Here is a 25,307-nt window from a genome sequence, read left to right on the forward strand (position 1 = left end):
GGGCCGAGGAATCGGCTCCGCCCGGCGACGGGCTCCGGGGTACTGCTTCGCTCAGCGGACCGGGTGACCGGCCTCCCGCAGCGCGCCCTTGACCTCGGAGATCCGCAGATCGCCGAAGTGGAAGACGGACGCGGCGAGCACCGCGTCGGCCCCCGCCGTGATGGCGGGCGCGAAGTCGGCGAGCCGGCCGGCGCCGCCGGAGGCGATCACGGGGACGGTCACATGCGCGCGGACCGCCGCGATCATCTCCGTGTCGTAGCCGTCCTTGGTGCCGTCCGCGTCCATCGAGTTGAGCAGGATCTCGCCCGCGCCCAGCTCGGCGGCGCGGTGCGCCCACTCCACGGCGTCGATGCCGGTGCCCCGGCGGCCGCCGTGCGTGGTGACCTCGAAGGTGCCTTCGGGGGTGCGCCGGGCGTCCACCGAGAGCACCAGGACCTGGCGGCCGAAGCGCTCGGCGATCTCCCGGATCAGCTCGGGGCGGGCGATGGCCGCGGTGTTGACGCCGACCTTGTCCGCACCGGCCCGCAGCAGCTTGTCCACGTCCTCGGCGGTGCGGACGCCGCCGCCGACCGTGAGCGGGATGAAGACCTGCTCGGCGGTGCGGCGCACCACGTCGTAGGTGGTCTCCCGGTCGCCGCTGGAGGCGGTGATGTCCAGGAAGGTCAGCTCGTCGGCGCCCTCGGCGTCGTACAGCTTCGCCATCTCGACGGGGTCGCCCGCATCGCGCAGGTTCTGGAAGTTGACGCCCTTGACGACCCGGCCGTTGTCGACGTCCAGGCAAGGGATCACCCGTACCGCCAGGCTCATCGGGCCCCTCCCCGGTACGCCTCGACCTCGACCTCGACGACCAGGCTCGGGTCCACCAGACCGGCGACAACGACCATCGTCGCGACCGGACGGACCTCGCCGAAGATCTCCTTGTGGGCCCGGCCGACCTCGTCCGTGTCCCGGACGTGCGTGACGTACATCCGGGTGCGGACGACGTCCTCGCGGCCCAGGCCGAGCCGGGCCAGCGCGTCGAGGGCGACCTTGAAGGAGGTGACGGTCTGGTCGTACGGGCCGCCCGCGGCGATCTGTCCGTTCTCCACGGAGGTGCAGCCGGCCACCAGGACCAGCCCGTTCGGCAGCTCCACGGCGCGGGAGTAGCCGAACTTCTCCTCCCAGGGCGCGCCGGAGGAGACGCGCCGGACGGTCCCGCTCATCCGGACACCGCCTGGAGCGCCTCTTCGAGGGTGAACGCCTCGGCGTACAGCGCCTTGCCGACGATCGCGCCCTCCACGCCGTCCGGGACGAGCGCGGCGATGGCCCGCAGGTCGTCCAGCGAGGAGACGCCGCCGGAGGCGACGACGGGCTTGTCGGTGGCGGCGCAGACGTTCTTCAGGAGCTCCAGGTTGGGGCCCTGGAGCGTGCCGTCCTTGGCGATGTCGGTGACGACGTAGCGGGCGCAGCCCTCGGCGTCGAGGCGGGCCAGCGTCTCGTAGAGGTCGCCGCCGTCGCGCGTCCAGCCGCGGCCGCGCAGCGTGGTGCCGCGGACGTCGAGGCCGACGGCGATCTTGTCGCCGTGCTCGGCGATGACCTTGGCGACCCACTCGGGGGTCTCCAGGGCGGCGGTGCCGAGGTTGACCCGGCGGCAGCCGGTGGCCAGGGCCGCTGCGAGCGAGGCGTCGTCGCGGATGCCGCCGGAGAGCTCGACCTTGATGTCCATGGCGGCGGCGACCTCGGCGATCAGCGCGCGGTTGTCCCCGGTGCCGAAGGCGGCGTCCAGGTCGACCAGGTGGAGCCACTCGGCGCCGGAGCGCTGCCAGGCGAGGGCCGCCTCCAGCGGGGAGCCGTAGGACGTCTCGGAGCCGGACTCGCCGTGGACGAGGCGGACGGCCTGGCCGTCGCGGACATCGACGGCGGGGAGCAGTTCAAGCTTCGGCATTACAGCGTCTCGATCCAGTTGGTCAGCAGCTGGGCACCGGCGTCGCCGGACTTCTCGGGGTGGAACTGGGTGGCCCACAGGGCGCCGTTCTCCACGGCGGCGACGAACGGCTCGCCATGGGTGGCCCAGGTGACCCGGGGGGCGCGGATCTGGGGGTTGGTGACCTCCAGGCTCCACTCGTGCACCGCGTAGGAGTGCACGAAGTAGAACCGGGCGTCGGCGTCGAGACCCGCGAAGAGCTGGGTGTCCTCCGGGGCCCGTACGGTGTTCCAGCCCATGTGCGGGACGACCGGGGCCTGGAGCGGGGAGACCGTGCCGGGCCACTCGTCCAGCCCCTCCGTCTCCACGCCGTGCTCGATGCCGCGCTCGAAGAGGATCTGCATGCCCACGCAGATGCCCATGACGGGACGGCCGCCGGAGAGCCTGCGGCCGATGATCCATTCGCCGCGGGCCTTCTTCAGCCCCTCCATGCAGGCGGAGAACGCGCCGACGCCGGGCACCAGCAGCCCGTCGGCGTTCATCGCCTTCTCGTAGTCGCGGGTGATCTCCACGTCGGCGCCGACGTGGGCCAGGGCCCGCTCGGCGGAACGCACGTTGCCGAAGCCGTAGTCGAAGACGACGACCTTCTTCTGCTCGCTCATCAGCCGCCCTCTCAGTCCCAGAGTCCCTGGATCCGCAGAACGCCCGCGACCAGGCACATCACGGACGCGAGCCCGAGCAGCACGATGACGCCCTTGGGCATCTTCTGCTTCGAGAAGGAGTAGACACCGCCGGCCAGGAAGAGACCGACCACGATCAGGATGGTGTTGAGGCCGGTCACAGCGCGCCCTTCGTGGAGGGGATGATCCCGGCGGCGCGGGTGTCGTGCTCGCAGGCGTAGCGCAGGGCGCGGGCGAGCGCCTTGAACTGGCACTCGACGATGTGGTGGGCGTTGCGCCCGTACGGCACGTGGACGTGCAGGGCGATCTGCGCCTGGGCGACGAAGGACTCCAGGATGTGCCGGGTCATCGTCGTGTCGTAGGAGCCGATCATCGGCGCCATGTTCTCCGGCTCGGTGTGCACCAGGTAGGGGCGGCCGGAGAGGTCGACGGTGACCTGGGCCAGCGCCTCGTCCAGCGGGACGGTGCAGTTGCCGAAGCGGTAGATGCCGGTCTTGTCGCCGAGGGCCTGCCGGAACGCGGCGCCGAGCGCGAGGGCGGTGTCCTCGATGGTGTGGTGCGAGTCGATGTGCAGGTCGCCGTCGGTCTTGACCGTGAGGTCGAAGAGCCCGTGGCGGCCGAGCTGGTCGAGCATGTGGTCGTAGAAACCGACCCCGGTCGACACGTCGACCTCTCCGGTGCCGTCGAGGTTTATCTCGACCAGCACCGAGGTTTCCTTGGTGGTCCGTTCCACCCGGCCTACGCGGGTCATGCGTCCAGCTCCTTCTTGAGTTCGCGTACCGCATCGAGGAACGCGTCGTTCTCCGCCGGGGTGCCCGCGGAGACCCGCAGCCATCCCGGTACGCCGTTGTCCCGGACCAGGACGCCCCGGTCGAGGATGCGCTGCCAGGCGGTGTGGCTGTCGGCGAAGCGGCCGAACTGGACGAAGTTGGCGTCCGAGTCGGTCACGTCGTACCCGACTGCGCGCAGTTCGGTGACGATCCGGTCGCGCTCGCTCTTGAGCGTCGCGACGTACCCGAGGAGCGTATCGGTGTGCTCCAGGGCGGCGAGCGCGGTGGCCTGGGTGATCGAGGAAAGGTGGTACGGCAGCCGCACCAGCTGCACGGCGTCCACGACGGCCGGGTCGGCGGCGAGGTAGCCCAGGCGCAGCCCGGCGGCGCCGAACGCCTTCGACATGGTGCGCGAGAGCACCAGGTTCGGCCGGCCCTCGATCAGCGGGAGCAGCGAGGCGTGGTGGCTGAACTCGCCGTACGCCTCGTCGACGACGACCATCGACGGCCCGGCCGCCTGGGCGGCGTCGTGGAGCGCGAGGACGGTCTCCGCGTCGACGGCGGTGCCGGTGGGGTTGTTGGGGGAGGTGATGAAGACGACGTCGGGCCGGTGCCCGGCGATGACCGCGCGGGCGGCGTCGACGTCGATGGTGAAGTCCTCGTTGCGCGGTCCGGAGATCCAGCCGGTGCCGGTACCGCGGGCGATGAGGGCGTGCATCGAGTACGAGGGCTCGAAGCCGATCGCGGTGCGGCCGGGCCCGCCGAAGGTCTGCAGCAGCTGCTGGAGGACCTCGTTGGAGCCGTTGGCCGCCCAGACGTGGGCGAAGGAGACCTCGTGCCCGGCGGTGCGGGTGAGGTAGCGGGCGAGCTCGGTACGGAGCTCGACGGCGTCCCGGTCGGGGTAGCGGTTGAGGCCGCGGGCGGCCTCGCGGACCCGCTCGGCGATCCGGTCGACCAGCGCCTCGGGCAGCGGGTAGGGGTTCTCGTTGGTGTTCAGCCGCACCGGTACGTCGAGCTGGGGCGCCCCGTACGGGGACTTGCCGCGCAGTTCGTCGCGGATCGGGAGGTCGTCGATGCGGGTGGTGCTGCCGTGCGTCACTGCTGCGGTACCTTCCAGCCGAACCTGGCCTTGAGCGCGGCGCCGTGGGCGGGCAGGTCCTCCGCCTCGGCGAGGGTCACGACGTGGTGGGTGACCTCGGCGAGCGCGTCGCGCGTGTAGTCGACGATGTGGATGCCGCGCAGGAAGGACTGCACGGACAGGCCCGAGGAGTGGCAGGCGCAGCCGCCGGTGGGCAGCACGTGGTTGGAGCCCGCGCAGTAGTCGCCGAGCGAGACCGGGGACCAGGGGCCGACGAAGATCGCGCCGGCGTTGCGGACCCGGGCGGCGACGGCGGAGGCGTCGGCGGTCTGGATCTCCAGGTGCTCGGCGGCGTACGCGTCGACGACCTTGAGACCGGCCTCCAGGTCGTCGACCAGGACGATCGCGGACTGGCGGCCGGCCAGCGCGGGCTCGATCCGGTCGGTGACGTGCTTGGTCGCGGCGATCTGCGGCTTCAGCTCGGCCTCGGTGGCGTCGGCCAGCTCCGCGGAGTCGGTGACCAGGACGGCGGCGGCCATCGGGTCGTGCTCGGCCTGGCTGATCAGGTCGGCGGCGACGTGCACCGGGTCGGCGGTGGCGTCGGCGAGGATCGCGATCTCGGTGGGGCCCGCCTCCGCGTCGATGCCGATGCGGCCCTTGAGGAGGCGCTTGGCGGCGGCGACGTAGATGTTGCCGGGGCCGGTGACCAGGTTGACCGGCGGGCAGTCGGCCGTCCCGTACGCGAACATCGCGATCGCCTGCGCGCCGCCGGCCGCGTACACCTCGTCGACGCCGAGCAGGGCGCAGGCGGCGAGGATCGTGGGGTGCGGCAGGCCGCCGAAGTCCTTCTGCGGCGGGGAGGCGACGGCGATGCCCTCGACGCCCGCCTCCTGGGCCGGCACGACGTTCATGACCACGGACGAGGGGTAGACGGAGCGCCCGCCCGGCACGTACAGCCCGACGCGCTCGACCGGGACCCACTTCTCGGTGACGGTGCCGCCGGGAACGACCTGGGTGGTGTGCGTGGTGCGGCGCTGCTCGCGGTGGACGAGCCGGGCCCGGCGGATCGACTCCTCCAGGGCGGCCCGGACGGCGGGATCCAGCCGCTCGGCGGCCTCGGCGATCGCCTCGGCCGGGACCCGGACCGAGCCGACCCGTACGCCGTCGAATTTCTCCCCCCACTCGATCACTGCCTCGGAGCCACGATGGCGGACGTCCTCGCAGATGGGCCGCACCGTCTCCAGGGCGGCTTCCACGTCGAACTCGGCACGGGGCAGCAGGTCGCGCAGGGCTCCACCCTCGGGGAGGGTGTTGCCGCGCAGATCGATTCGAGAGATCACACCGCAATTCTCGCAGACCGCCTGAGCCGTCCGGGCGCCCGTATCACTGGCTGATACATGCCTTGGACGTCACTGGTGACCAATAGCTTTCGCAACGTCACTCAGAGGGAAGAACAGCTCCGAGCGGAAGGGGCACCCGTGACCGAGCCGCACGATGGCGATTTTCCGGACGGTCTGAGCGCTGCCGAACTGGGCATGTGGCAGAGCTTCCGGAACGGAAGTACCTACGATCTGCGCGTCCGTGATCCCGCACGGGACGACCCGTTCGCCCCCGTGGTCTGGGGGCCGGAGCGCAGTGTGGACGGGCGTGTCGTCGCCCGGCTGCTGCTCTCGGGCCCGCCGCCGCGGCCCGGCCGGGTCGCGGCGCTGAAGCTCCGGGGCGTACGGATCACCGGGACGCTGGATCTCGCGGGCGGGCAGGTCGCCCCGTACGTGGAGATGACCGGCTGCCGCTTCGAGCGCGAGGTGGTGCTGCCGGAAAGCCACTTCACGACGCTGCGGATCGTCGGCTGCGCGATGCCGCGGCTGGAGGCGGCCCGGCTGCGCACCGAGGGCGATCTGCACCTGCCGCGCTGCCGCATCCCGTACGGCGTCCGGCTCACCGACGCCCAGATCGGCACCGATCTGCTGATCAGCCAGATCGAGCTCGGCCCGGACCGCACCGGGCGCGCCCTGGCCGGGGACGGTCTGTCGGTCGCCCAGGACCTCCAGGCCGAGCTGGTCGAGGCGCGCGGCGAGCTGAGTCTGCGCGGGGCGAAGGTGGGCGGTTCGCTGAGCCTGCGCGGCAGCCGTCTGCGCAGCACCGAGGGGCGGCGCGCGCTGAACGCCCCGCAGCTGTCCGTGGAGCGCACGCTGTACATGAGCGAGGCGTGGGTGAGCGTCGACACCGGCGTCCAGGGCACCACTCCCCCGTACGGCATCCTCATGGCGTCGACCCCGGCGAGCGGCACGCGTTCGCAGATCCTCGAGTGCCGGGGCGGGGTGCGGCTGGACGACGGGCGGTTCGGCGACGCGGTCGATCTGCACCGGGCCCGGTTCGTGCTGGGCCGCCACGAGGAGCTGTCGCTGCGCCGGATCGTCACCCCCGAGCTGCGGTTCAACGCGGAGCGGCCGGAGGAGGGCCGGGTCGTGCTGAACGGCGCGCGGGTCGTCACGCTGATCGACGTGTCGACCAGCTGGCCGGGGCCCGGCGGGCTGGCGATGGGCGGCTTCGTGTACGAGAACCTCGTCCCGTACGGGCACTTCCCGCTCTCCCGGCGCCTGGAGTGGGTGGCGGCGGCGACCCCGGAGTACGTGCCGGAGCCGTACGAGCGGCTGGCGACGGTGCTGCGCAGCTGCGGGGAGGACGCGGACGCCCGGGAGGTGCAGCTGGCCAAGCAGCGGCGGCGGCGCGAGACGCTGCCGCTCGCGGCGAAGCTCTGGGGCTACCTCCAGGACTGGACGGTGGCGTACGGCTACCGGCCGGGGCGGGCCGCGCTGTGGATGGCGCTGCTGTGGGCGGCCGGCACGCTGGCCTTCGCGCAGCAGGTGCCGGCGGCGATCAAGCAGGACGAGCATCCGGACTGGAATCCGGCGCTGTACGCGCTCGATCTGCTGATCCCGGTGATCAACCTGGGGCAGGACGGCTACTGGCGGATGGAGGGCGGCTGGCAGTGGGCCACGGCGGTGCTCATCCTGCTGGGCTGGATACTCGCCACGACCGTCGCGGCGGGCGCCTCGCGGCTGCTGCGCCGGGGCTGACGTGATCCGGCCATCCTCGGCCGGGCGGCCCTCCTGCCGCCCGGCCGGAGAGCGTCGCCGAACGGCCGTCCGAGCTGCGTCCGGACGGTCGGACAGCCTTGGCCGGAGCGTCAGCATCAAGCCAGATTCCACCCACTCCTTTACCGCTTTTTGACTCGGTCCGGTACAACCCCTCCACTCGGCACCAAAGCTTCACAGCGCACCTCTGGCGCCGCCCCGACCAGCGCTTTTCAATGGTCTGCACCATGCCAATCCTTCGTGCTCTGCTCCGTGTCGCGGGTACGGCCCGGCGCCCCCCGCAGGAGACGTCCGCCGGGCTGCCCGCGGACGACGAGGTACTGCTCGACGCGCCCGACGAACGGCTCTCCCCGGCACTGGTGGCCGCCGCCCTCGGCGAGTACGGTCCGGCCGCCGGGCTCCTCGCCACCACCCGGGACCACGCCGAATGGGAGAACCGGGACCGCTACCTCGGACGGCTCGTCACCTTCGCCCGCAGCCGCGACGACTGGCTGACCGCCTGGCTCGCCGACGCCCCGCACGACCCGGACGCGGCCCTGGTCAAGGCCGAGCTGGCGGTCCGCCGGGCCTGGGAGTCGCCCGCCCGCGCCGAGCTGCTGCGCGAGGTGGGGCCGCTGATCACCGCGGCGGCCGAGGGCGATCCGCGCGACCCGGTGCCCTGGCGCCTGGCCCTCGACCACGCGCGCGGCACCCACGCCACGCACACGGTGTTCGAGACGCTGTGGGAGCAGGCGGTGCGGCGTTCCTCGCACCACTACGGCTGCCACGTCGCGGCGCTGCGCTATCTCTCCGCCGCCTGGTACGGCTCGCACCGCGAGTGCTTCGACTTCGCCGAGCGGGCCGCCGAGGACGCGCTGCCCGGCTCGCTGGTACGGGCGCTGCCGCTGCGGGCCGCCTTCGCGCTGCTGGTGGAGGGACCGGGGGCGCGGACCACCTCGGTGCAGGAGGCCCGGATGGACGCGGCGGCGGACCTGGGCATCGCGCTGTCCGCCGGGTACCCGCGGGGCGAGCCCGGGCTCGCCGAGGCCCGCAATCTGCTGGCGTTCGTGCTGGTCGCCCGGGGCCGCTGGGAGGAGGCGCTGGAGCAGTTCCGGCGGATCGGACCGCACGCGGCGTCGTTCCCGTGGTCTTCCGTGGCCGAGGATCCGCTCGGCGGGTTCCTGGCGGCGCGGGACGACACCCGGCTCCGGGCGGCCTGTGCGGCACCGTTGTCGGGACGGACCGGCCGGGGACGGCCCGGCGGCCATTACGCTTGACCGCTGTGACCACCGCTCGCCTGCCCCTGTTCCCGCTGAACGCGGTGCTGTTCCCCGGCCTCGTGCTGCCTCTGAACGTCTTCGAGGAGCGATATCGCGCCATGATGCGCGAGCTCCTGAAGACCGACGAGGACGAGCCACGCCGCTTCGCGGTGGTCGCGATCCGCGACGGCCACGAGACCGCACGCACCGGCACCGGAATGCCCGACGCCGTGCGCGGCCCCGCCGAGCGGGGCCCGGCCGAGGGCTTCGGCACCGACCCCGTCCGGACCTTCCATCCGATCGGCTGCATCGCCGACGCGGCGAAGATCCGGGAGCGGCCGGACGGCAGCTTCGAGGTCCTGGCGACCGGCACCACCCGCATCCGGCTGCTCTCCGTCGAGACCGGCGGCCCCTTCCTGACCGCCGAGGTCGAGGAGCTGGCCGAGGAGAGCGGCGAGGAGGCGGGCGCGCTGGCCGAGGGCGTGCTGCGGGCCTTCCGCGCCTACCAGAAGCGACTGGCCGGGGCGAGCGAGCGGTCCCTGACGACCGGCGCGGACCTGCCGGACGATCCCGCCGTCGTCTCGTACCTGGTCGCGGCGGCGGCCGTGCTCGACGTACCGGCCAAGCAGCGGCTGCTCCAGGCGCCCGACACGGCGAGCCGGCTGCGCGAGGAACTGACGCTGCTGCGCGCCGAGACCGCCGTCATCCGCCATCTGCCGTCGCTGCCCGCGGTGGACCTGACCCGCGCCCCGACCCACCCCAACTGATCCGAGGACCCTTCCCCCGTGGCGAAGAAGCCGAAGAAGCAGCAGCAGTCCGGCGGCACCCCGGCGACCGTCGCCCTGACCGCGTCCGGCACACCGTTCACCGTCCGCTCCTACGACCACGACCCGGCCGCCGCCTCCTACGGCGAGGAGGCGGCCGAGGCCCTGGGCGTCTCCCCCGACCGGGTCTTCAAGACCCTGGTCGCGGATGTCGACGGGACGCTGACCGTGGCGGTCGTCCCGGTGGCCGGGACGCTGGACCTGAAGGCGCTCGCGGCCGCGGTGGGCGGCAAGCGGGCCGTGATGGCCGACCCGGCGGCCGCGGAGCGCACCACCGGCTACGTACGGGGCGGCATCTCCCCGCTGGGCCAGCGCAAGCGGCTGCGCACGGTGCTGGACGCCTCGGCGCGCGCCCACGGGACGATCTGCGTCTCGGCGGGCCGCCGCGGGCTGGAGGTCGAACTCGCCCCCGAGGACCTGGCATCGCTGACGGGGGCGGTGTTCGCGGAGATCGGCCGGGGGGACTGAACCCCGGGTCCTACGGCTGCGCGGGGCCCTGCGGCGTCCCGCCGTTCTCGGGCGCACCGGGCGTCTCGGCCGTGCCGGGCGTCGCGGGCGCACCGGGCGCCTGGGGCCACGGTGCGGGCCCGCCGGGGAAGACGCCCCACTCCGGCTCCGGGTCCCGCGGCCCGAACAGCCCGGTCAGCCCGAGGTGGACCGCCATCGCGCCCAGCGGCCACGCCAGCAGCGCCCCCTTCGCCCGCAGTTCGAGCGGCGCGTCGAAGACCACGCCCTTGCCGACCGCCCGCGCGTGCGCGACCACGTCCTGGGTCGGACCGAGCCACACCCCCAGCCGCCAGGCCAGCAGCGAGCCGAGCAGCCCGCCGACTGCGAGCGCCACCACCAGCGCGATCCCGCCGCGCCGCCGGAACCAGAAGACCAGCGCCGCGGACACCGCCCCGAAGGCCAGGCCCAGCAGCACGAACGTACCGTCGGCGCCGATCGCCTCCTCGCCCTCGCTGTCGTTCAGGAAGACGGCGGTGCTGTCGGAGATCAGCGGAACCCTCGGCGCCAGCCACAGCCAGAGCAGCCCGAGCGCGAACCCGCAGACGATGAGGAGCAGGGTGACGACCGCCGCCTGCCGCAGTTCCGGCGCGAGCGCCCTCTCCTCGGGCGCCTTCGGGTGGTGCGCACCGATCAGGTGGGAGCCTCCCGGGCCGCCCCCGTCCGGCGGATTCTGCCAGGGGTCGTGCGGCGAGGGCTGGTGGGGCGGCGTCAGGGGTGCGGTCACCGTGCCATCGTGCCAGGCGCCCCGCCGCCGCGCCTCACCGGACCGCTGCCCTGCGGTACGCCCAGGTCGCCACGGCCAGCGAGAGGACGCCGACGACGGCGCAGACGGCGAGGTCCAGCGCGACGACCGCCCAGTCGGGGTGGGCGTCGAAGGACCGCGAGAGCGCCTCGACCCCGTAGGTCGAGGGCAGCAGATCGCGCGCCCAGCCGACCGGCGCGGGCAGCCGGTCCGCCGGGAGCACCCCGAGCAGCAGCGCCGCCGACATGCCCAGCTGGCCCAGGAGCGTGGCCAGCTCCTGCCGGGGCGCGAGCAGTCCCAGCGCCGCGCCCAGCCCGGCGAGCGCCGCCCCGGAGAGCGGGATCACGGCGGCCAGCACCCACAGGTGCGCCAGCGGAAGGCCGAACAGCACGCTGCCGACGACCGCCGTGACGACCGTGCCGGGCACCGTGAAGGAGGCGTACGCCCCGGCCGCGCCGAGCACCACCGCGGCGGGCGGCACCGGCAGGGTGGCGTAGTGGTCGAGCCCGCCGCCGGCCCGCAGCTGCCCGAAGTACTGGGCGAGGAGGTTGAGCGCCACGAAGGCCACCACGAGCACGGCCGACCCGGCCACGACGGCCCGGGCCTCCGAGCCGCCGTCGACGACCCCGCGCATCAGGACCATGATCCCCACGGACTGGAACGTCGCGACGAAGAGCAGCGGGATGCGGGCCACCCTGGCCCGGGACAGCTGGGCGCGGTAGACGGCCGCGAGCGAGGGGAACAACCTGGCCCGGGGCGCGAGCTGCGCGGGCCGGCCGTCGTGGGCCGGGGGGCCGTCCGGTCCGGTCCGAACCGGCCCGGTCACCGCGTCCGCGGGCACGATGCTCGTCACCTGGTGCTGCTCCTGTTCCCTTGCTGCCCGGACGCGCACACGCACCCGGTCGTCCCGCCGGTCATGCCTTCACCAGCCCCGCGGTGGTGTCCCCGCCGAGCGCGAGGTAGACGTCCTCCAGGCTGGGCGTGGCCAGTGTGAAGTCGTCGAGCGCGGCGAAGGCGGCGGAGCCGGTCACCGCCCCGACCGCCGCCCGTGCCTCGTCGGGGCCGAGCCGGAGCACCCAGCGCCGCCCGGACTCCTCGGCCAGCGGGCGCAGCGCGGCGACCTCGGGCACGTCCAGCGGTGCCCGCTCGCGCCACACCAGCTCGACCCGGACCTCGCCCGCGACGCGTTCCTTCAGCCCGGCCGGGGTGTCGCAGGCGATGACCCTGCCGTGGTCGATCACGGCGACCCGGTCGAGGACCGTCTCGGCCTCGATGACGTTGTGGGTGACGAGCAGCACCGTGGCGCCGCGCTCGGCCCGGCGCCGGTCCACCGCCGCCCAGACGGCTCGCCGCGCCACCGGGTCCATGCCGGTCGTCGGCTCGTCCAGCACCAGCACCGGCCGCTCGCCGACCAGCACGGCGGCGAAGCAGGCGAGCCGCCGCTGCCCGCCGGAGAGCTTCTTCAGGGGGCGTCCGGCGATCCCGGTGAGGCCCAGTTCGTCGAGGACGGCGTCGCGCTCGGCGCGGGCGTCGGCCGCCGTGAGGCCGCGCAGCCGCCCGGTGGTCTCGGCGGCGAGCGCGACGGTCAGCTCGTCCAGGGCGGTGGACTCCTGCCCGAGGTAACCGATCAGCCGGGAGGCCCGGTCCGGGTGGCGGACGAGGTCGTGTCCCAGCACGGTGACGCTGCCGGAATCGGGGCGCATCAGTCCGGTGAGCTGGCGTACCAGGGTTGACTTGCCGGCACCGTTGGGGCCGAGGAGGCCGAAGATCTCGCCGCGCCGGACGTCCAGGCAGATCCCGTCGGTGGCCCGCACCTCGGGGGTGGCCGGTGTGCCCCGGCGGCCGCGCGCGGCGGGATAGGTCTTGACCAGATCACGCACCGCGCACACGGTTCCGGCCGCCTGCTGCGCCTGTGCTGTGCCCGTACTCACGAGGTACGAGAGTACGGGGTCGGGTGCCCCGGATCGCGCCCGGGGCCGCACCGGGGAGCCGGTCCGCGGCGGGGGTACGGCCCGGCCGTCAGCTCGTGGACGGGCCGGTGCGCTCGGCGGCGGGGGTGTGCTCGGCGGCGGCGCGTACGTCGATCTCCCGCCAGAATCCCGCCCGGATCGCGTAACGGTCGTGCTCGTCGATCTGGTCGTCCTTGTGGGCGAGCAGGCCGAACCGGGCGGCGTAGCGCAGCAGCTCGCCGTCGATGCGGTGCGGGATGCGCGGGTACATGGTGGACAGCGTCTGGAGGTGGACGGTCTCCGGGAGCCGTTCCAGCCAGCGGCGGGCGAAGACCTGGCCGACCTCGAAGGGGTCGCCGCCGACGGTGGTGATGTCCTCCTCGCGGTCCGCCCAGCGCTGCTCGGCGGAGGTGAGCTGGGCGAGCGTGGGCAGCGAGGCGGTCTCGGCGGGCTCGCCCAGCGGGCCGCGGTCCGTCCAGCTCCGGTCGGAGGACCAGCGCAGGGTGGCACCTGTCTGGGCGGGCTGCGGGAGCTGGCGTTCGGGCGGGGCGGCGGGGCCGCGCAGGCTCCCCGCCAGCTCCTTGGGCGTGGGTACGGTGCGCCCGCCGGGCACGGGCCGGTCGGGGGCGGGGGTCTCCTCGGGCGGGGCAGCGGTGCCGTTGGCGGCGGCGCGGGCCTCGGAGGCCCGCTCTGCGGAGGCGGCGAGGGCGGCCTCGGGGAGCGGCGCGGAGAGGATCGCGGCGATCTCGGGGCGGGGCGCGGGCGGCGGGGCGCAGACGCCGCCGGTCTCCCTGGGGTGTACGGCCTGGGTGATCCAGGCCCGGTCGAGGACCCGGCGTTCGTCGGCCTCGGCCACCAGGTCCTCGGACTGGTTGTAGTCGCCGTCGGCGGCCTGGACGGCCCACAGGTGGACGGCGACGCCGTGTTCCTTGGCGGACATCAGGCCGGGCAGCAGGTCCCCGTCGCCAGTCACCAGCACCACGTCCGAGCAGGCCCGGTTCCTGGCGAGCTCGGTGAGCTCGGCGTGCATCGCCGCGTCGACGCCCTTCTGCGCCCAGCGTCCGTCGCTGCGGGTCAGCGCGCCGAGCCGGACGGTCACCCGGGGCATCACGCGCAGCCTGCGGTGCTCGGGCTGCGGTACGCGGTCGGGGGCGCCGTCGAACCAGTAGATCCGCAGCAGCGGCTGCTGCGTATCGGCCTCGGCCCGCTCGCGCAGGCCCCGGACGAGGGCCGTGTGGTCGACCGTGATGCGGGAACGGGCGGGTTCCCCGGCCAGCAGGCTCGCGGCTGCGCCCAGCAGATAACCGGCGTCCACCAGGACGACACAACGGTCCACGCGATCCACCCTCTTCCAGAAGTTCGGGTGCGGTCCTTGCCATGGGTTTGCTCCGAGTCTGCCCGACCGTGGGGGGCTTGACGTCCGGAACTCGATCATCGGCGTGGCGGATCGGAAGAACGACGCGTCTCGCACCCCCGCTACGCACGGTAATGATCCAACATGCACCGTTTGCACCGTCATGTGAATCTGAACGCGGTCCTGGCCCCGAGAGTCCCCACAGGAGGAACACCATGGCCAAGAACAAGAACCGCAAGCAGGGCGGCCAGCAGAACCGCGCGGCGGATCCGCAGCGCTCCACGGAAGAGGCGAGGACGACCGGATACGAGTCGCAGATACAGCCTCAGTCGCAGGCCCAGGGCAGCCCTGCCGATGTTGCGCGTAAGCACCAGCGGCGCTTCGGCCACAACTAGACCGGGCGCCGTCGGCCCGGTCACGGGCCGGTTGGCACGCAGGGGCGCACCGCTTTCGCGGGGCGCCCCCGCGTCGTGTCCGCGGGCCGGTCAGCCGGCCAGACAGGACGGGCCGAGCAGCACCTTCAGGTCACCGAAGAGGGCCGGGTCGGGCTTGACCCGGTGCCGGTCGAGCCGGAGCACCGTGGTCTTGCGGGGGCCCTGGAGCCGGATCCGTACCTCGGTGTCGCCCCGGTGGCTGCTGAGGACCTCGCCGAGGCGGCTGACCATGGGCGGGGTGATCTTGACGGTGGGGATGGTCAGCACCACGGGGGCGTTGGTGCCCGCGTTGGAGATGTCGGGGACCTGCATCTCCATGGCGACGAGGCGGGGCACGTCCTCCCGCTTGTCCAGACGTCCCTTGACGAAGACGACGGTGTCCTCGACGAGCTGGGTGGAGACCAGCTGGTAGGTGGCCGGGAAGAACATGCACTCGATGGAACCGGCCAGGTCCTCGACGGTGGCGATGGCCCAGGCGTTGCCCTGCTTGGTCATCTTGCGCTGGAGGCCGGAGATGATGCCGCCGACGGTGACGACGGCGCCGTCGGAGTGCTCGCCGCCGGTCAGCTGGGAGATCGAGGCGTCGGCCTTGTCGGACAGCACGTGCTCCAGGCCGAAGAGCGGGTGGTCGGAGACGTACAGGCCGAGCATCTCGCGCTCCTGGGCGAGCAGGTAGGCCTTCTCCCACTCGATGTCGGAGAACTCCACGTCGAGGCCGAAGCCCGGCTCGTCGCTCTCCTCCTCGCCCATGCCGCCGAAGAGGTCGAACTGCCCCTCGGCCTCCTTGCGCTTGACCTGCACCACGTTGTCGATCATCGGTTCGTGGTGGGCGACCAGGCCCTTGCGGGTGTGGCCCATCTCGTCGAAGGCGCCGGCCTTGATCAGCGATTCGATCGTGCGCTTGTTGCAGACGACCGCCTCGACCTTGTCCAGGAAGTCGGGGAAGGAGCCGTACTTCCCCTTCGCCTTGCGGCACCGGATGATCGAGTCGACGACGTTCTGGCCGACGTTGCGCACGGCGGTGAGGCCGAAGAGGATCACGTCGTCGCCCTGGGCCGCGAAGTTCGACAGCGACTCGTTGACGTTGGGCGGGAGCACCTTGATGCCCATGCGCCGGCACTCGTTGAGGTAGACGGCCGACTTGTCCTTGTCGTCCTTGACCGAGGTCAGCAGCGCCGCCATGTACTCGGCGGGGTAGTTCGCCTTGAGGTACGCGGTCCAGTAGGTGACCAGCCCGTACGCGGAGGAGTGCGCCTTGTTGAAGGCGTACCCGGCGAACGGGACCAGCACGTCCCACAGGGCCTTGATCGCGGCGTCGGAGAAGCCCTTCTTCTTGGCGCCCGCCTCGAAGAGGACGAAGTTCTTCGCCAGCTCCTCGGGCTTCTTCTTGCCCATCACGCGGCGCAGGATGTCGGCCTCGCCGAGCGAGTAGCCCGCGACGATCTGGGCGGCCTTCTGCACCTGCTCCTGGTACACGATCAGGCCGTAGGTGAGGCCGAGGACCTCCTTGAGCGGCTCCTCCAGCTCCGGGTGGATCGGGGTGATCTCCTGGCGGCCGTTCTTGCGCTCGGCGTAGTTCGTGTGCGAGTTCATGCCCATCGGGCCCGGCCGGTACAGGGCCGAGACGGCGGAGATGTCCTCGAAGTTGTCGGGCTGCATCTGGCGCAGCAGGGAGCGCATCGGCCCGCCGTCGAACTGGAACACGCCGAGCGTGTCACCGCGGCAGAGCATCTCGTACGTCTTGGGGTCGTCGAGCGGCAGGCCCAGCAGGTCGAGCTTGACGCCCTTGTTGGACTCCACCATCTTCACGGCGTCGTCCATGATCGTGAGGTTGCGCAGGCCCAGGAAGTCCATCTTCAGCAGGCCGAGCGACTCGCACTGCGGGTAGTCCCACTGCGTGATGGTCACACCGTCGGTGTGCCGCACCCAGATCGGGGCGTGGTCGACGATCGGCTCGCTGGACATGATGACGCCGGCGGCGTGCACGCCCATCTGGCGGACCAGGCCCTCGACGCCCTTGGCGGTGTCGATGACCTTCTTGACGTCCGGCTCGTTCTCGTACATCCCCCGGATCTCGCCCGCCTCGCTGTAGCGGGGGTGCTTGGGGTCGGTGATGCCGTTGAGGTCGATGCCCTTGCCGAGGACGTCGGCGGGCATGGCCTTGGTGAGCCGGTCGCCCATCGCGTACGGGTAGCCGAGGACCCGGGCGGAGTCCTTGATGGCGTTCTTCGCCTTGATCTTTCCGTACGTGCCGATCATGGCGACCTTGTCGGCGCCGTACTTCTCCGTCACGTACCTGATCACCTCGACGCGCCGGCGCTCGTCGAAGTCGATGTCGACGTCGGGCATGGAGACGCGCTCGGGGTTGAGGAACCGCTCGAAGATCAGCCCGTGCTCGATCGGGTCGAGGTCGGTGATGCCCATCGCGTACGCCACGATCGAGCCGGCCGCGGAACCCCGGCCGGGGCCGACCGCGATGCCGTTGTTCTTGGCCCACATGATGAAGTCGGCGACGACCAGGAAGTACCCCGGGAACCCCATCTGGATGATGATGTCCATCTCGTACTCGACCTGCTTCTGCCGGTCCTCGGGGACGCCGCCGGGGAAGCGGCGGTTCATCCCGACCCGGACCTCCTCCTGGAACCAGGTGATCTCCGTGTAGCCGTCCGGGATGTCGAACTTCGGCATCAGGTCGCGCTTCTCGAACATCCCGGAGGTGTCGATCTGCTCGGCGACCAGGAGGGTGTTGCGGCAGCCCTCCTGCCAGGCGTCGGAGGAGTCGACGGCGTACATCTCGTCGGCGGTCTTGAGGTAGTAGCCGGTGCCGTCGAAGCGGAAGCGGTCGGGGTCTGAGAGGTTCTTGCCGGTCTGGATGCAGAGCAGGGCGTCGTGCGCGGTGGCCTCGTGCGCGTAGGTGTAGTGCGAGTCGTTGGTCACCAGCGGCGGGATGTTCAGCTTCTTGCCGATCTCGAGGAGCCCGTCGCGGACCCGGCGCTCGATCTCGATGCCGTGGTCCATGAGCTCCAGGAAGTACTTGCCCTCGCCGAAGATGTCCTTGTAGTCGGAGGCGGCCTGGACCGCCTCGTCGAACTGGCCCAGCCGCAGCCGGGTCTGCACCTCGCCCGAGGGGCAGCCGGTGGAGGCGATCAGCCCCTCGGACCACTGGGCGATGGTCTCCTTGTCCATCCGCGGCCACTTCTGGAGCCAGCCCTCGGCGTACGCGTCCGAGGACAGCTTGAAGAGGTTGTGCAGCCCGGTCGAGTTCGACGCCCAGATCGTCTTGTGGGTGTAACCGCCCGAACCGGAGACGTCGTCGCGCTTCTGGTGCGGCTGGCCCCACTGGATCTTCCGCTTGTGCTTGCGGGACTCGGGGGCGACGTACGCCTCGATGCCGATGATGGGGGTGACGCCCGCCTTCTGCGCCGAGTGGAAGAAGTCGTACGCCCCGTGCAGGTTGCCGTGGTCGGTCATCGCGATATGGGTCATGCCCATGTCGTTGCAGGCGGCGAACATGTCCTTGAGCCGCGCGGCACCGTCCAGCAGCGAGTACTGGGTGTGGACATGCAGGTGCGTGAAGGGCGGCTTGGTCACGGCGCTGTGCCTCCGGGAGAACGGGCGACGACTGACAGGGGGACAGCGTGGAAGTCTACGTCTCCGGCCGCGCGGACGACGGGTCCCGCGGCCCGCCGGACACGGCCGGCGGGGACGTGCCCTCCCGCCCGCCGGGCACGGCCGGCCCCACCGGTCCGGGCCGCGCTCCGAGCGGCGGAATCAGGGCCGCCCGGCCCCCTGTCACCCAGGAACCGGCATGGCAGAATTACCGCGATGAACACGCAGGCGATCGGCCTCCGGGCGACACGGGCAGCGCTCTTCACCGCGCTGTGCCTGACGCTGTCCTCGGGCGCCCACGCACTGCTCTCCTCCCTGCCGCTGCCACTGCCGCTGCTCGCGCTGATCGGCGCGGTCGTCTTTCTGCTCGCCTTCGCCCTGGCGGGCGCGCGCGAGCGGGGCTTCTGGCCCATCGCCGCGCTCCTCGTACCGCTCGAACTCGCGGCGGACACCGTGTTCACCAGCGGACAGCACGCCTGCTACGGCCCGGCGGGCGGCCCCGTGGCGGGGTCGTTGCGGTCCATGGGCTGGGACCTGATCTGCAGCGGCGAATCCTTCGGCGCCCCCCTGACGCACGTCGCACCGCCCGGCGCCGCCTCCGCGTCGCTGACCCCCTGGCTGCTGCTCGCCGCCCATGTCTCGGTGGGGCTCGTCGCGGCGGCCTGGCTGTGGCGCGGCGAGGTCGCGCTGGCCCGGCTGCTGCGCGCGGTGGCCGCCGCCACGTTCCGGCCGCTGCTCGTCGCCTGTGCCGTGCGCGCGGCCGGCGGGGAGGCGACGCGCCCCCGCCCGCGCCCCGTCCCGCGCGCGCCGGTCCTGCGCACCCGCCTCCTGACGCACTCCGTAGGACTGCGCGGACCGCCGTGCCCGGTCCACTGACCCGGTACGGCAGTCCCCTTCCTTCCCCAGAACTACGGAGAGTCGATCCACCATGAGCAAGCGCAACAGCCAGCAGGCGAAGACCGCGGCCCGTGAGCGGCTGCGCGCCGAACGCGAGCGCCAGGCCAAGCGGGACAAGGCGCGGCGGCAGGCCATAGTCGCCGGTTCGATCGTCGCCGTCCTCGCGATAGCCGGCGGCGCGGGTTACCTCGTGATGCAGAGCCTCAAGCCCTCCCACTGGGAGGCCGCGAAGGACAAGGCGCTGGTCGCCCCCAAGAACACCACCGGCAAGAACAACACCAAGGTCGTCCTCGGCCAGGACTCCGCCAAGAAGACGATCATCGCCTACGAGGACCCGCGCTGCCCCGTCTGCGCCACGTTCGAGCAGGCGGTCGGCCCGACGGTCGAGAAGGACCTGAAGGACGGCAAGTACAAGCTCCAGTACGTGGGCGCCACGTTCCTCGACAACAACCTCCCCGGCGAGGGCTCCAGGAACGCGCTCAGCGCGCTCGGCGCCGCCCTCAATGTGTCCAAGGACGCCTTCGCCTCCTACAAGGAGGTCCTCTACTCGGCGAAGTACCACCCCGAGGAGACGGACGACAAGTTCAAGGACGACTCGTACCTCATCAAGATCGCGGACACCGTCTCCGAGCTCAAGAACAACAAGACCTTCCAGAAGGACGTCAAGGACGGCACCTTCGATCGCTGGGCGATCGAGATGTCGAAGAACTTCGACAACAACAAGTACGACATCCAGGGCACCCCGTCCTTCGTCGTCGACGGCAAGAAGATCACCGGTTCGGACGGCAAGAACGCCCCGATGACCGCCGAGGAGTGGAACACCGCCGTCGACAAGGCCCTCAAGGGCTGAGGCGGCACACGCCCACCGGGCTGAAACCGCACACCTTCGCGGGCTGACGCGGTACGGAGGAGCCGGTTGGCTCTTCACATAAGAGCGGGTGAACTCTTCGGATTCACCCGCTCTTTGACCGTACTCGTCAGTAGTCTGATCGCCTGTGACCCATCACATACCTTCAGACGCCCGGCCGGACCGTTCCGGCCCCCACGCCCCGCGCCGCCGCACGGTCGTCAAGGCCGCCGCCGTCGGTGCCGTACTCGCCGCCCCGCTCGTCTCGGCGGCCACCGCGCACGCCGCGGAGACACCCGCCTTCCTGCACGGCGTCGCCTCCGGTGACCCGCTGCCCGACGGCATCCTGCTGTGGACCCGGGTGACGCCGGACGCCGGGGCGACCCCCGGCTCGGGCCGGGGCCCCGATGTGCAGGTGAGCTGGGAGATCGCGCAGGACAAGGAGTTCCGTACGGTGGTGGGCCGCGGGACGGCCACCGCAAGCGCGGCCGGCGACCACACCGTGAAGGCGGACGTACGGGGCCTCGCCCCGGCGAGCACGTACTACTACCGCTTCGCGGTGGGCGACACCCGCTCCCCCGTCGGCCGCACCCGCACGGCCCCCGCGGCGGACGCCGCCACGCCCGGGGTGCGCTTCGGCGTGGTGTCCTGCGCCAACTGGGAGGCCGGGTACTTCTCCCCGTACCGTCATCTCGCCGCCCGCGCCGACCTCGACGCGGTGCTCCACCTCGGCGACTACATCTACGAGTACGCCACCGGCAGCTACCCGGCCGCGAAGTACGTCGTACGGCAGCACGAACCGCGGCACGAGATCCTCACCCTCGCCGACTACCGCGTCCGGCACGCCACGTACAAGACGGACGCCGACCTGCAGAACCTGCACGCCGTCCACCCGGTCATCGCGATCTGGGACGACCACGAGTTCGCCAACGACGCCTGGTCGGGCGGGGCCGAGAACCACAGCCCGGACACCGAGGGCGCCTGGGCCGACCGGGTGGCCGCCGCCAAGCAGGCCTACTTCGAGTGGATGCCGGTCCGCACCTCCACCGAGGGCACCGTCTACCGGCGGCTGCGCTTCGGCAGGCTCGCCGACCTCCACCTCCTGGACCTGCGCAGCTTCCGCTCCCAGCAGGCCTCGATCGGCAGCGGCGCGGTCGACGACCCGGAGCGCACCATCACCGGCCGGGCACAGCTGGACTGGCTGAAGTCGGGGCTGGCCGGTTCGGACGCGGCCTGGAAGCTGGTCGGCACCTCGGTGATGATCTCGCCGGTCGCCTTCGGTTCCGTGCCCGCGGATCTGCTGGCGCCGCTGGCCAAGCTGCTGGGGCTGCCCCAGGAGGGCCTCGCCGTCAACGTCGACCAGTGGGACGGCTACACCGACGACCGCAAGGAGCTGATCACGCACCTGCGGGACCGGTCGATCACCAACACGGTCTTCCTGACCGGTGACATCCACATGGCGTGGGCCAACGACGTGCCGGTGAAGGCGGCGACGTACCCGCTCTCCGCCTCGGCCGCCACCGAGTTCGTGGTGACGTCGGTGACCTCGGACAACATCGACGACATCCTGCACGTGGCACCGCAGACCGTCTCCCTGGTCGCGGCGGCGGCGGTCAAGGCCGCCAACCGCCATGCGAAGTGGGTGGACATGGACTCGCACGGCTACGGCGTCCTCGACGTGACCCCCGAGCGCTCGCAGATGGACTACTACGCCGTCTCCGACCGCACCAAGCGGGACGCCACGGCCAAGTGGACGCGCTCGTACCGGACGCTCAGCGGGACGCAGAAGGTCGAGCGGGTGAACAGCCCGGTGCTCTGAGGGATCGTTTTCGGCCAGCCCGTCGCGTACTGACGGTGTATCACATCACTACGGCGGGTGGTGTACCCCGGGGTTCGAAAGGGGGCACACCGCCCGCCGTCGTGACACCTCCGATCGCATCGCCGTCTCAAACTCCGGAAGCACCGGAAAGATTCGCCCCGATTCCCACTCCTTCGAGGCGTACCCGATTGGGCTTGATCATTCCTCCTCCAGTGATGACATGCCCACGTAATCTCCCGGCGGCGGGCGAGGATCCGCCTCTCCCACACATCCGCGAGGAGTCCCCCGTGCGCGCTCTCGGCCGTATATCGCCGCGTATGCGAAACCGTGCGATCGGCACCGCCGTCCTGGCCGGAACCCTGGCCCTGGCACCGCTCTCCGCTCCTTCCGGTGCCACCGCCTCGGCGGCTCCGGCGGCCGCCAAGACCTCCGCCGCGCAGACCTCCGCAGCGCGGAACTGCGCGGACGGCGCGAGCACGAGCGCCACGGCGCGCGAGGCCCGTCCCTCCGGCAAGGCGCACGCCGCCGACCCCAACGAGGTGACCGCGGCCCGGGCGAAGTCCATGGAGGCGCAGCTGAAGCAGAGACTCGCGGACCGCCGGACGAGCGGCCCCACGCTCGCCGCGGGCGCGACCGTCCCGGTCTACTTCCACGTCATCCACTCCGGGACGACCGGCAAGCTCAGCGCCTCCGCGATCAACAGCCAGATGAACGTGCTGAACGCCGCCTACGCCGGGCAGGGTTCGGGCAACACCGACACCGGCTTCCAGTACACGCTGGCCGGCACGGACTACACGGACAACAGCACCTGGTACAACGTCTCCCCGGGTACCTCCGCCGAGAAGGCCATGAAGTCCTCGCTGCGCAAGGGCGGCGCGAACGCGCTCAACATCTACACCGCCAACCTCGGTGACGGGCTGCTGGGCTGGGCCACCTTCCCCAGCTCCTACAAGTCCAACCCCTCGGACGACGGGGTCGTCATTCTCGACGCCTCGCTGCCCGGCGGCTCCGCCACCAACTACAACGAGGGCGACACCGCCACCCACGAGGTCGGCCACTGGATGGGGCTCTACCACACCTTCCAGGGCGGCTGTAACGGCAACGGCGACTACGTCGACGACACCGCGGCCGAGTCGAGCCCCGCGTACGAGTGCCCCACGGGCCGCGACTCCTGCGCCAAGAAGGCCGGGGTCGACCCGATCCACAACTTCATGGACTACACGTACGACTCGTGCATGACCCAGTTCACCGCGGGCCAGGTGAAGCGGATGAGCGACAGCTGGATTGCCTACCGCGGCTGATCACCGCACCCCGGCAGCACGAAGGGCCCCGCGGCGCCGCGGGGCCCTTCGGTACGGCTCACAGCGTGGCGAGGAAGCCGAGCGCGACCTTCCAGGCCAGCTCGGCCGACGCCTGGTCGAAGTCCGGGAGTTCGGGGTCGGTGAAGATGTGGCCCGCGCCCGGATAGCGGTAGATCTCGACGTCGGCGCCGGTCCGCTGCATCTGGAGGTACCAGGAGTTCAGCCAGTCGTGCGTCTCGAACGGATCCGGGTCCGCGACGTGCAGCTGCACGGGCAGCTCGTCCACCGAGGCGTTCTCGGCGATGTCCGAGGTGCCGTGGAACATCAGCAGGCCGCGGGCCTTCGCGTCGCCGAGCGCCAGGGTCTGCGCGGTGGAGGCGCCGAAGGAGAAGCCCGCGTACACCAGGCCCCGGTCGGAGTAGGGCGCGGCGGCCAGCACCGCCCGCCGCAGCAGCTCTTCCTTGCCCAGCTCCTCCTTGAAGGCCAGGCCCTCCTCGGAGGTGTCGAACGTGCGTCCCTCGAAGAGGTCGGGCAGCAGCACGTCGTGCCCGGCGGCACGCAGCCGGTCGGCCGCCGCGTGGACGGCGGGGCGCAGACCGTACATCGAGTGGAAAAGCATGATGTTCATGGTGTCCATGGTGCCAGCCGTCCCGTTCAGCGCAGGCTGCGGACGTCGAGCTGCCGCAGCACCCGGTCGACGACCTCCGGGTCCGAGCCCGCCTCGTTGCGGGCCGAGAGCACCGCGTGCCGCGCCGCGGACATCATCTCCCGCTGGACCCGGCTGATCGCCCTGAAGCGCTCGGCGCGCTGCGCGTACGCCTCGCGTCGCTCGTCGTCGACCATGTCGGGGCTGATCCGTGCCCCCACGTCGTACGCGAGCCGCTGGAGCCGCTCGGTGACCTCGTCCGGGAACTCCTCGACCTCCTGGATCTCCTTGAGGCGCTGCTTGGCGGCCTTGGCGGCACGGATCGCGAGGTCCTTCTCCAGCGCCTCCTCGGCGTCCGTGTCGGCCTTGACCCGGAGCTTGCGGACCAGCCAGGGCAGGCTGAGCCCCTGGACGACGAGCGTGGCCATGATCACGGCGAAGGCGATGAAGACGATCTCGTCGCGGCCCGGGAAGGGTTTCCCGTCGTCCGTCGTCAGCGGGATCGCCAGCGCCAGCGCGACGGAGGCCACCCCGCGCATCCCGGACCACCACATGACGACGGTCTCCCGCCAGCTGGTGGGGATCTCCTCGCTGACGTCGCGCCGGGTGTGCAGCCGCTTGGCGAGCCAGGTGGCGGGCAGCAGGTACAGCAGCCGTACGCCGACGACCACCACGACCACCGCGAGGCCCCAGCCCACCATCTCCAGTTCGCGGCCGTCGGCCGTCCCGAAGACGTTGTGCAGTTCGAGGCCGATCAGCCCGAAGGCGATCCCGGTGACCAGGGTGTCGACGATCTCCCAGAAGCTGCGGCCGGTGAGCCGCCCGAGGACGTCGTCGGCGTCGGCGGTGTGCTCGGCCAGGAAGAGCGCGGTGGTGAGGACCGCGAGCACGCCCGAGCCCATCAGCTCCTCCGCCAGGACATAGCTGACGAACGGCACCAGCAGGGTCAGGCCGACCTGGAGTGTGGCGTCGCCCAGCAGCCCCATCAGCTTGATGGTCAGCCAGCCGAGCACCAGACCCACCACGACGGCCACCACGGCGGAGAGGATCAGCAGCCCGAAGGCCTCCGGGAGCGAGAAGCTCCCGCTCACCGCGGCGGCGATCGCCACGTGGTACAGCACGATCGCGGTCACGTCGTTGAACAGCCCCTCGCCCTCCAGGATGGAGACGAGCCTGCGCGGCAGTCCGACCGAACCCGCGACGGCCGTCGCGGCGACCGGGTCGGGCGGGGCGACGAGCGCGCCGAGCGCCACGGCCGCGGCGATGGGCAGCCCGGGGACGACCGCGTTGGCGACGGCGGCGACGGCGGCGGTGGTGATGAAGACCAGCGCCACGGCCAGCAGAAAGATCGGTCGTTTATTGGCGGCGAACTGGCGCCAGGAGGTCCGCTGCACCGAGGCGTAGAGCAGTGGCGGCAGCAGCGCCGGAAGGATGATCTCGGGCGGGATGTCCACGTTCGGCACGAAGCTGAGGAAGGCCATCCCGACCCCGAAGAGCGTCATCAGCACCGGCGCGGGAAGCCCCAGACGCTCCCCCAGCGGGACCGTGACCACAGCCCCGAGCAAGAGCAGGAGGAGTAGTGCCATCTGGTCCACAGGATGCCTTCCGGGG

Annotated in this window: 24 protein-coding genes; 9 read left to right on the forward strand and 15 right to left on the reverse strand. The window is 71.8% G+C overall.

All coding sequences use genetic code 11. The annotated features are described in order from the left end of the window. Positions 1–51 precede the first annotated feature (51 nt). The 8 genes from hisF to hisD are packed head-to-tail and all read right to left on the reverse strand — an operon-like array spanning position 52 to position 5,771. Positions 52–807 carry an imidazole glycerol phosphate synthase subunit HisF gene (gene hisF, locus ACFCV8_RS20900; RefSeq protein ID WP_376686882.1) on the reverse strand — a complete coding sequence of 252 codons (756 nt, stop codon included), beginning with the start codon at positions 805–807 and terminating at the stop codon, positions 52–54. Further along, positions 804–1,202 carry a RidA family protein gene (locus tag ACFCV8_RS20905; protein WP_376686883.1) on the reverse strand — a complete coding sequence of 133 codons (399 nt, stop codon included), beginning with the start codon at positions 1,200–1,202 and terminating at the stop codon, positions 804–806. Before ACFCV8_RS20905 ends, hisF begins: the two co-directional genes overlap by 4 nt. Continuing rightward, positions 1,199–1,924, reverse strand: a complete 726-nt coding sequence (gene priA, locus ACFCV8_RS20910) for a bifunctional 1-(5-phosphoribosyl)-5-((5-phosphoribosylamino)methylideneamino)imidazole-4-carboxamide isomerase/phosphoribosylanthranilate isomerase PriA (RefSeq protein WP_376686884.1) — start codon at positions 1,922–1,924, stop codon at positions 1,199–1,201. The genes ACFCV8_RS20905 and priA overlap by 4 nt, the downstream gene beginning before the upstream one ends. Continuing rightward, on the reverse strand, positions 1,924–2,565 hold the full coding sequence (hisH, locus tag ACFCV8_RS20915; RefSeq protein ID WP_376686885.1) for an imidazole glycerol phosphate synthase subunit HisH: 642 nt from the start codon (positions 2,563–2,565) through the stop codon (positions 1,924–1,926). Before hisH ends, priA begins: the two co-directional genes overlap by 1 nt. A gap of 11 nt (positions 2,566–2,576) precedes the next feature. Beyond that, a complete protein-coding gene (locus ACFCV8_RS20920; protein ID WP_376686886.1) occupies positions 2,577–2,744 on the reverse strand; it encodes a hypothetical protein in 168 nt (55 codons plus the stop codon). Then, positions 2,741–3,334 carry an imidazoleglycerol-phosphate dehydratase HisB gene (hisB, locus tag ACFCV8_RS20925; RefSeq protein WP_376686887.1) on the reverse strand — a complete coding sequence of 198 codons (594 nt, stop codon included), beginning with the start codon at positions 3,332–3,334 and terminating at the stop codon, positions 2,741–2,743. The genes ACFCV8_RS20920 and hisB overlap by 4 nt, the downstream gene beginning before the upstream one ends. Next, positions 3,331–4,452, reverse strand: a complete 1,122-nt coding sequence (locus ACFCV8_RS20930; RefSeq protein ID WP_376686888.1) for a histidinol-phosphate transaminase — start codon at positions 4,450–4,452, stop codon at positions 3,331–3,333. The genes hisB and ACFCV8_RS20930 overlap by 4 nt, the downstream gene beginning before the upstream one ends. After that, positions 4,449–5,771: a histidinol dehydrogenase gene (gene hisD, locus ACFCV8_RS20935; RefSeq protein WP_376686889.1), complete on the reverse strand. Its 1,323-nt coding sequence runs from the start codon at positions 5,769–5,771 to the stop codon at positions 4,449–4,451. Before hisD ends, ACFCV8_RS20930 begins: the two co-directional genes overlap by 4 nt. A 138-nt stretch (positions 5,772–5,909) precedes the next feature. Between hisD and ACFCV8_RS20940 the strand changes: the two genes are divergently transcribed. From ACFCV8_RS20940 to ybaK, 4 genes are all read left to right on the forward strand, one after another. Beyond that, positions 5,910–7,511 carry an oxidoreductase gene (locus ACFCV8_RS20940; protein ID WP_376686890.1) on the forward strand — a complete coding sequence of 534 codons (1,602 nt, stop codon included), beginning with the start codon at positions 5,910–5,912 and terminating at the stop codon, positions 7,509–7,511. Positions 7,512–7,744: 233 nt separating this feature from the next. Continuing rightward, positions 7,745–8,785 carry a hypothetical protein gene (locus ACFCV8_RS20945; RefSeq protein ID WP_376686891.1) on the forward strand — a complete coding sequence of 347 codons (1,041 nt, stop codon included), beginning with the start codon at positions 7,745–7,747 and terminating at the stop codon, positions 8,783–8,785. A gap of 5 nt (positions 8,786–8,790) precedes the next feature. Next, positions 8,791–9,534 carry an LON peptidase substrate-binding domain-containing protein gene (locus ACFCV8_RS20950; RefSeq protein WP_376686892.1) on the forward strand — a complete coding sequence of 248 codons (744 nt, stop codon included), beginning with the start codon at positions 8,791–8,793 and terminating at the stop codon, positions 9,532–9,534. An 18-nt stretch (positions 9,535–9,552) separates the two neighbouring features. After that, on the forward strand, positions 9,553–10,059 hold the full coding sequence (gene ybaK, locus ACFCV8_RS20955) for a Cys-tRNA(Pro) deacylase (RefSeq protein WP_376686893.1): 507 nt from the start codon (positions 9,553–9,555) through the stop codon (positions 10,057–10,059). A gap of 10 nt (positions 10,060–10,069) precedes the next feature. Here the strand turns inward: ybaK and ACFCV8_RS20960 are convergent, their stop codons facing one another. The 4 genes from ACFCV8_RS20960 to ACFCV8_RS20975 all read right to left on the reverse strand — a co-directional run bounded on the left by ACFCV8_RS20960 (position 10,070) and on the right by ACFCV8_RS20975 (position 14,134). Continuing rightward, on the reverse strand, positions 10,070–10,822 hold the full coding sequence (locus ACFCV8_RS20960; protein WP_376686894.1) for an ABC transporter permease: 753 nt from the start codon (positions 10,820–10,822) through the stop codon (positions 10,070–10,072). 34 nt (positions 10,823–10,856) lie between these two features. Then, positions 10,857–11,666, reverse strand: coding sequence for an ABC transporter permease (locus tag ACFCV8_RS20965; RefSeq protein WP_376686909.1), 810 nt, complete (start codon positions 11,664–11,666; stop codon positions 10,857–10,859). Between the two features lie 88 nt (positions 11,667–11,754). Then, positions 11,755–12,729: an ABC transporter ATP-binding protein gene (locus tag ACFCV8_RS20970; protein WP_376686910.1), complete on the reverse strand. Its 975-nt coding sequence runs from the start codon at positions 12,727–12,729 to the stop codon at positions 11,755–11,757. Between the two features lie 130 nt (positions 12,730–12,859). Next, positions 12,860–14,134 (reverse strand): NYN domain-containing protein, encoded by a 1,275-nt coding sequence (locus tag ACFCV8_RS20975; protein ID WP_376686895.1) that lies wholly within the window; start codon positions 14,132–14,134, stop codon positions 12,860–12,862. Between the two features lie 224 nt (positions 14,135–14,358). Between ACFCV8_RS20975 and ACFCV8_RS20980 the strand changes: the two genes are divergently transcribed. Continuing rightward, complete coding sequence (locus ACFCV8_RS20980) at positions 14,359–14,538, forward strand: hypothetical protein (protein ID WP_376686896.1); 180 nt, start codon at positions 14,359–14,361, stop codon at positions 14,536–14,538. A 90-nt stretch (positions 14,539–14,628) separates the two neighbouring features. On the opposite strand, the gene dnaE is transcribed toward ACFCV8_RS20980, so the two are convergent. Then, on the reverse strand, positions 14,629–18,168 hold the full coding sequence (gene dnaE, locus ACFCV8_RS20985) for a DNA polymerase III subunit alpha (RefSeq protein ID WP_376686897.1): 3,540 nt from the start codon (positions 18,166–18,168) through the stop codon (positions 14,629–14,631). A 234-nt stretch (positions 18,169–18,402) separates the two neighbouring features. Here dnaE and ACFCV8_RS20990 point away from each other — a divergent pair, with 234 nt between their 5' ends. From ACFCV8_RS20990 to ACFCV8_RS21005, 4 genes are all read left to right on the forward strand, one after another. Beyond that, the gene (locus ACFCV8_RS20990; protein ID WP_376686898.1) at positions 18,403–19,062 is read left to right on the forward strand and encodes a hypothetical protein; all 660 of its coding nucleotides are present in this window, start codon (positions 18,403–18,405) and stop codon (positions 19,060–19,062) included. A 52-nt stretch (positions 19,063–19,114) separates the two neighbouring features. Further along, complete coding sequence (locus ACFCV8_RS20995; protein WP_376686899.1) at positions 19,115–19,933, forward strand: thioredoxin domain-containing protein; 819 nt, start codon at positions 19,115–19,117, stop codon at positions 19,931–19,933. A 145-nt stretch (positions 19,934–20,078) separates the two neighbouring features. Then, positions 20,079–21,749 (forward strand): alkaline phosphatase D family protein, encoded by a 1,671-nt coding sequence (locus ACFCV8_RS21000; protein ID WP_376686900.1) that lies wholly within the window; start codon positions 20,079–20,081, stop codon positions 21,747–21,749. 317 nt (positions 21,750–22,066) lie between these two features. Beyond that, positions 22,067–23,050: a zinc metalloprotease gene (locus ACFCV8_RS21005; protein WP_376686901.1), complete on the forward strand. Its 984-nt coding sequence runs from the start codon at positions 22,067–22,069 to the stop codon at positions 23,048–23,050. A 58-nt stretch (positions 23,051–23,108) separates the two neighbouring features. Here ACFCV8_RS21005 and ACFCV8_RS21010 read toward each other — a convergent pair whose 3' ends face one another. Both ACFCV8_RS21010 and ACFCV8_RS21015 read right to left on the reverse strand, forming a co-directional pair. Beyond that, complete coding sequence (locus tag ACFCV8_RS21010) at positions 23,109–23,687, reverse strand: dienelactone hydrolase family protein (RefSeq protein ID WP_376686902.1); 579 nt, start codon at positions 23,685–23,687, stop codon at positions 23,109–23,111. A gap of 17 nt (positions 23,688–23,704) precedes the next feature. Further along, positions 23,705–25,291: a Na+/H+ antiporter gene (locus ACFCV8_RS21015; protein WP_376686903.1), complete on the reverse strand. Its 1,587-nt coding sequence runs from the start codon at positions 25,289–25,291 to the stop codon at positions 23,705–23,707. Positions 25,292–25,307 lie beyond the last annotated feature (16 nt).

The sequence above is a fragment of the Streptomyces sp. NPDC056347 genome (assembly GCF_042262625.1).
Lineage (GTDB): Bacteria > Actinomycetota > Actinomycetes > Streptomycetales > Streptomycetaceae > Streptomyces.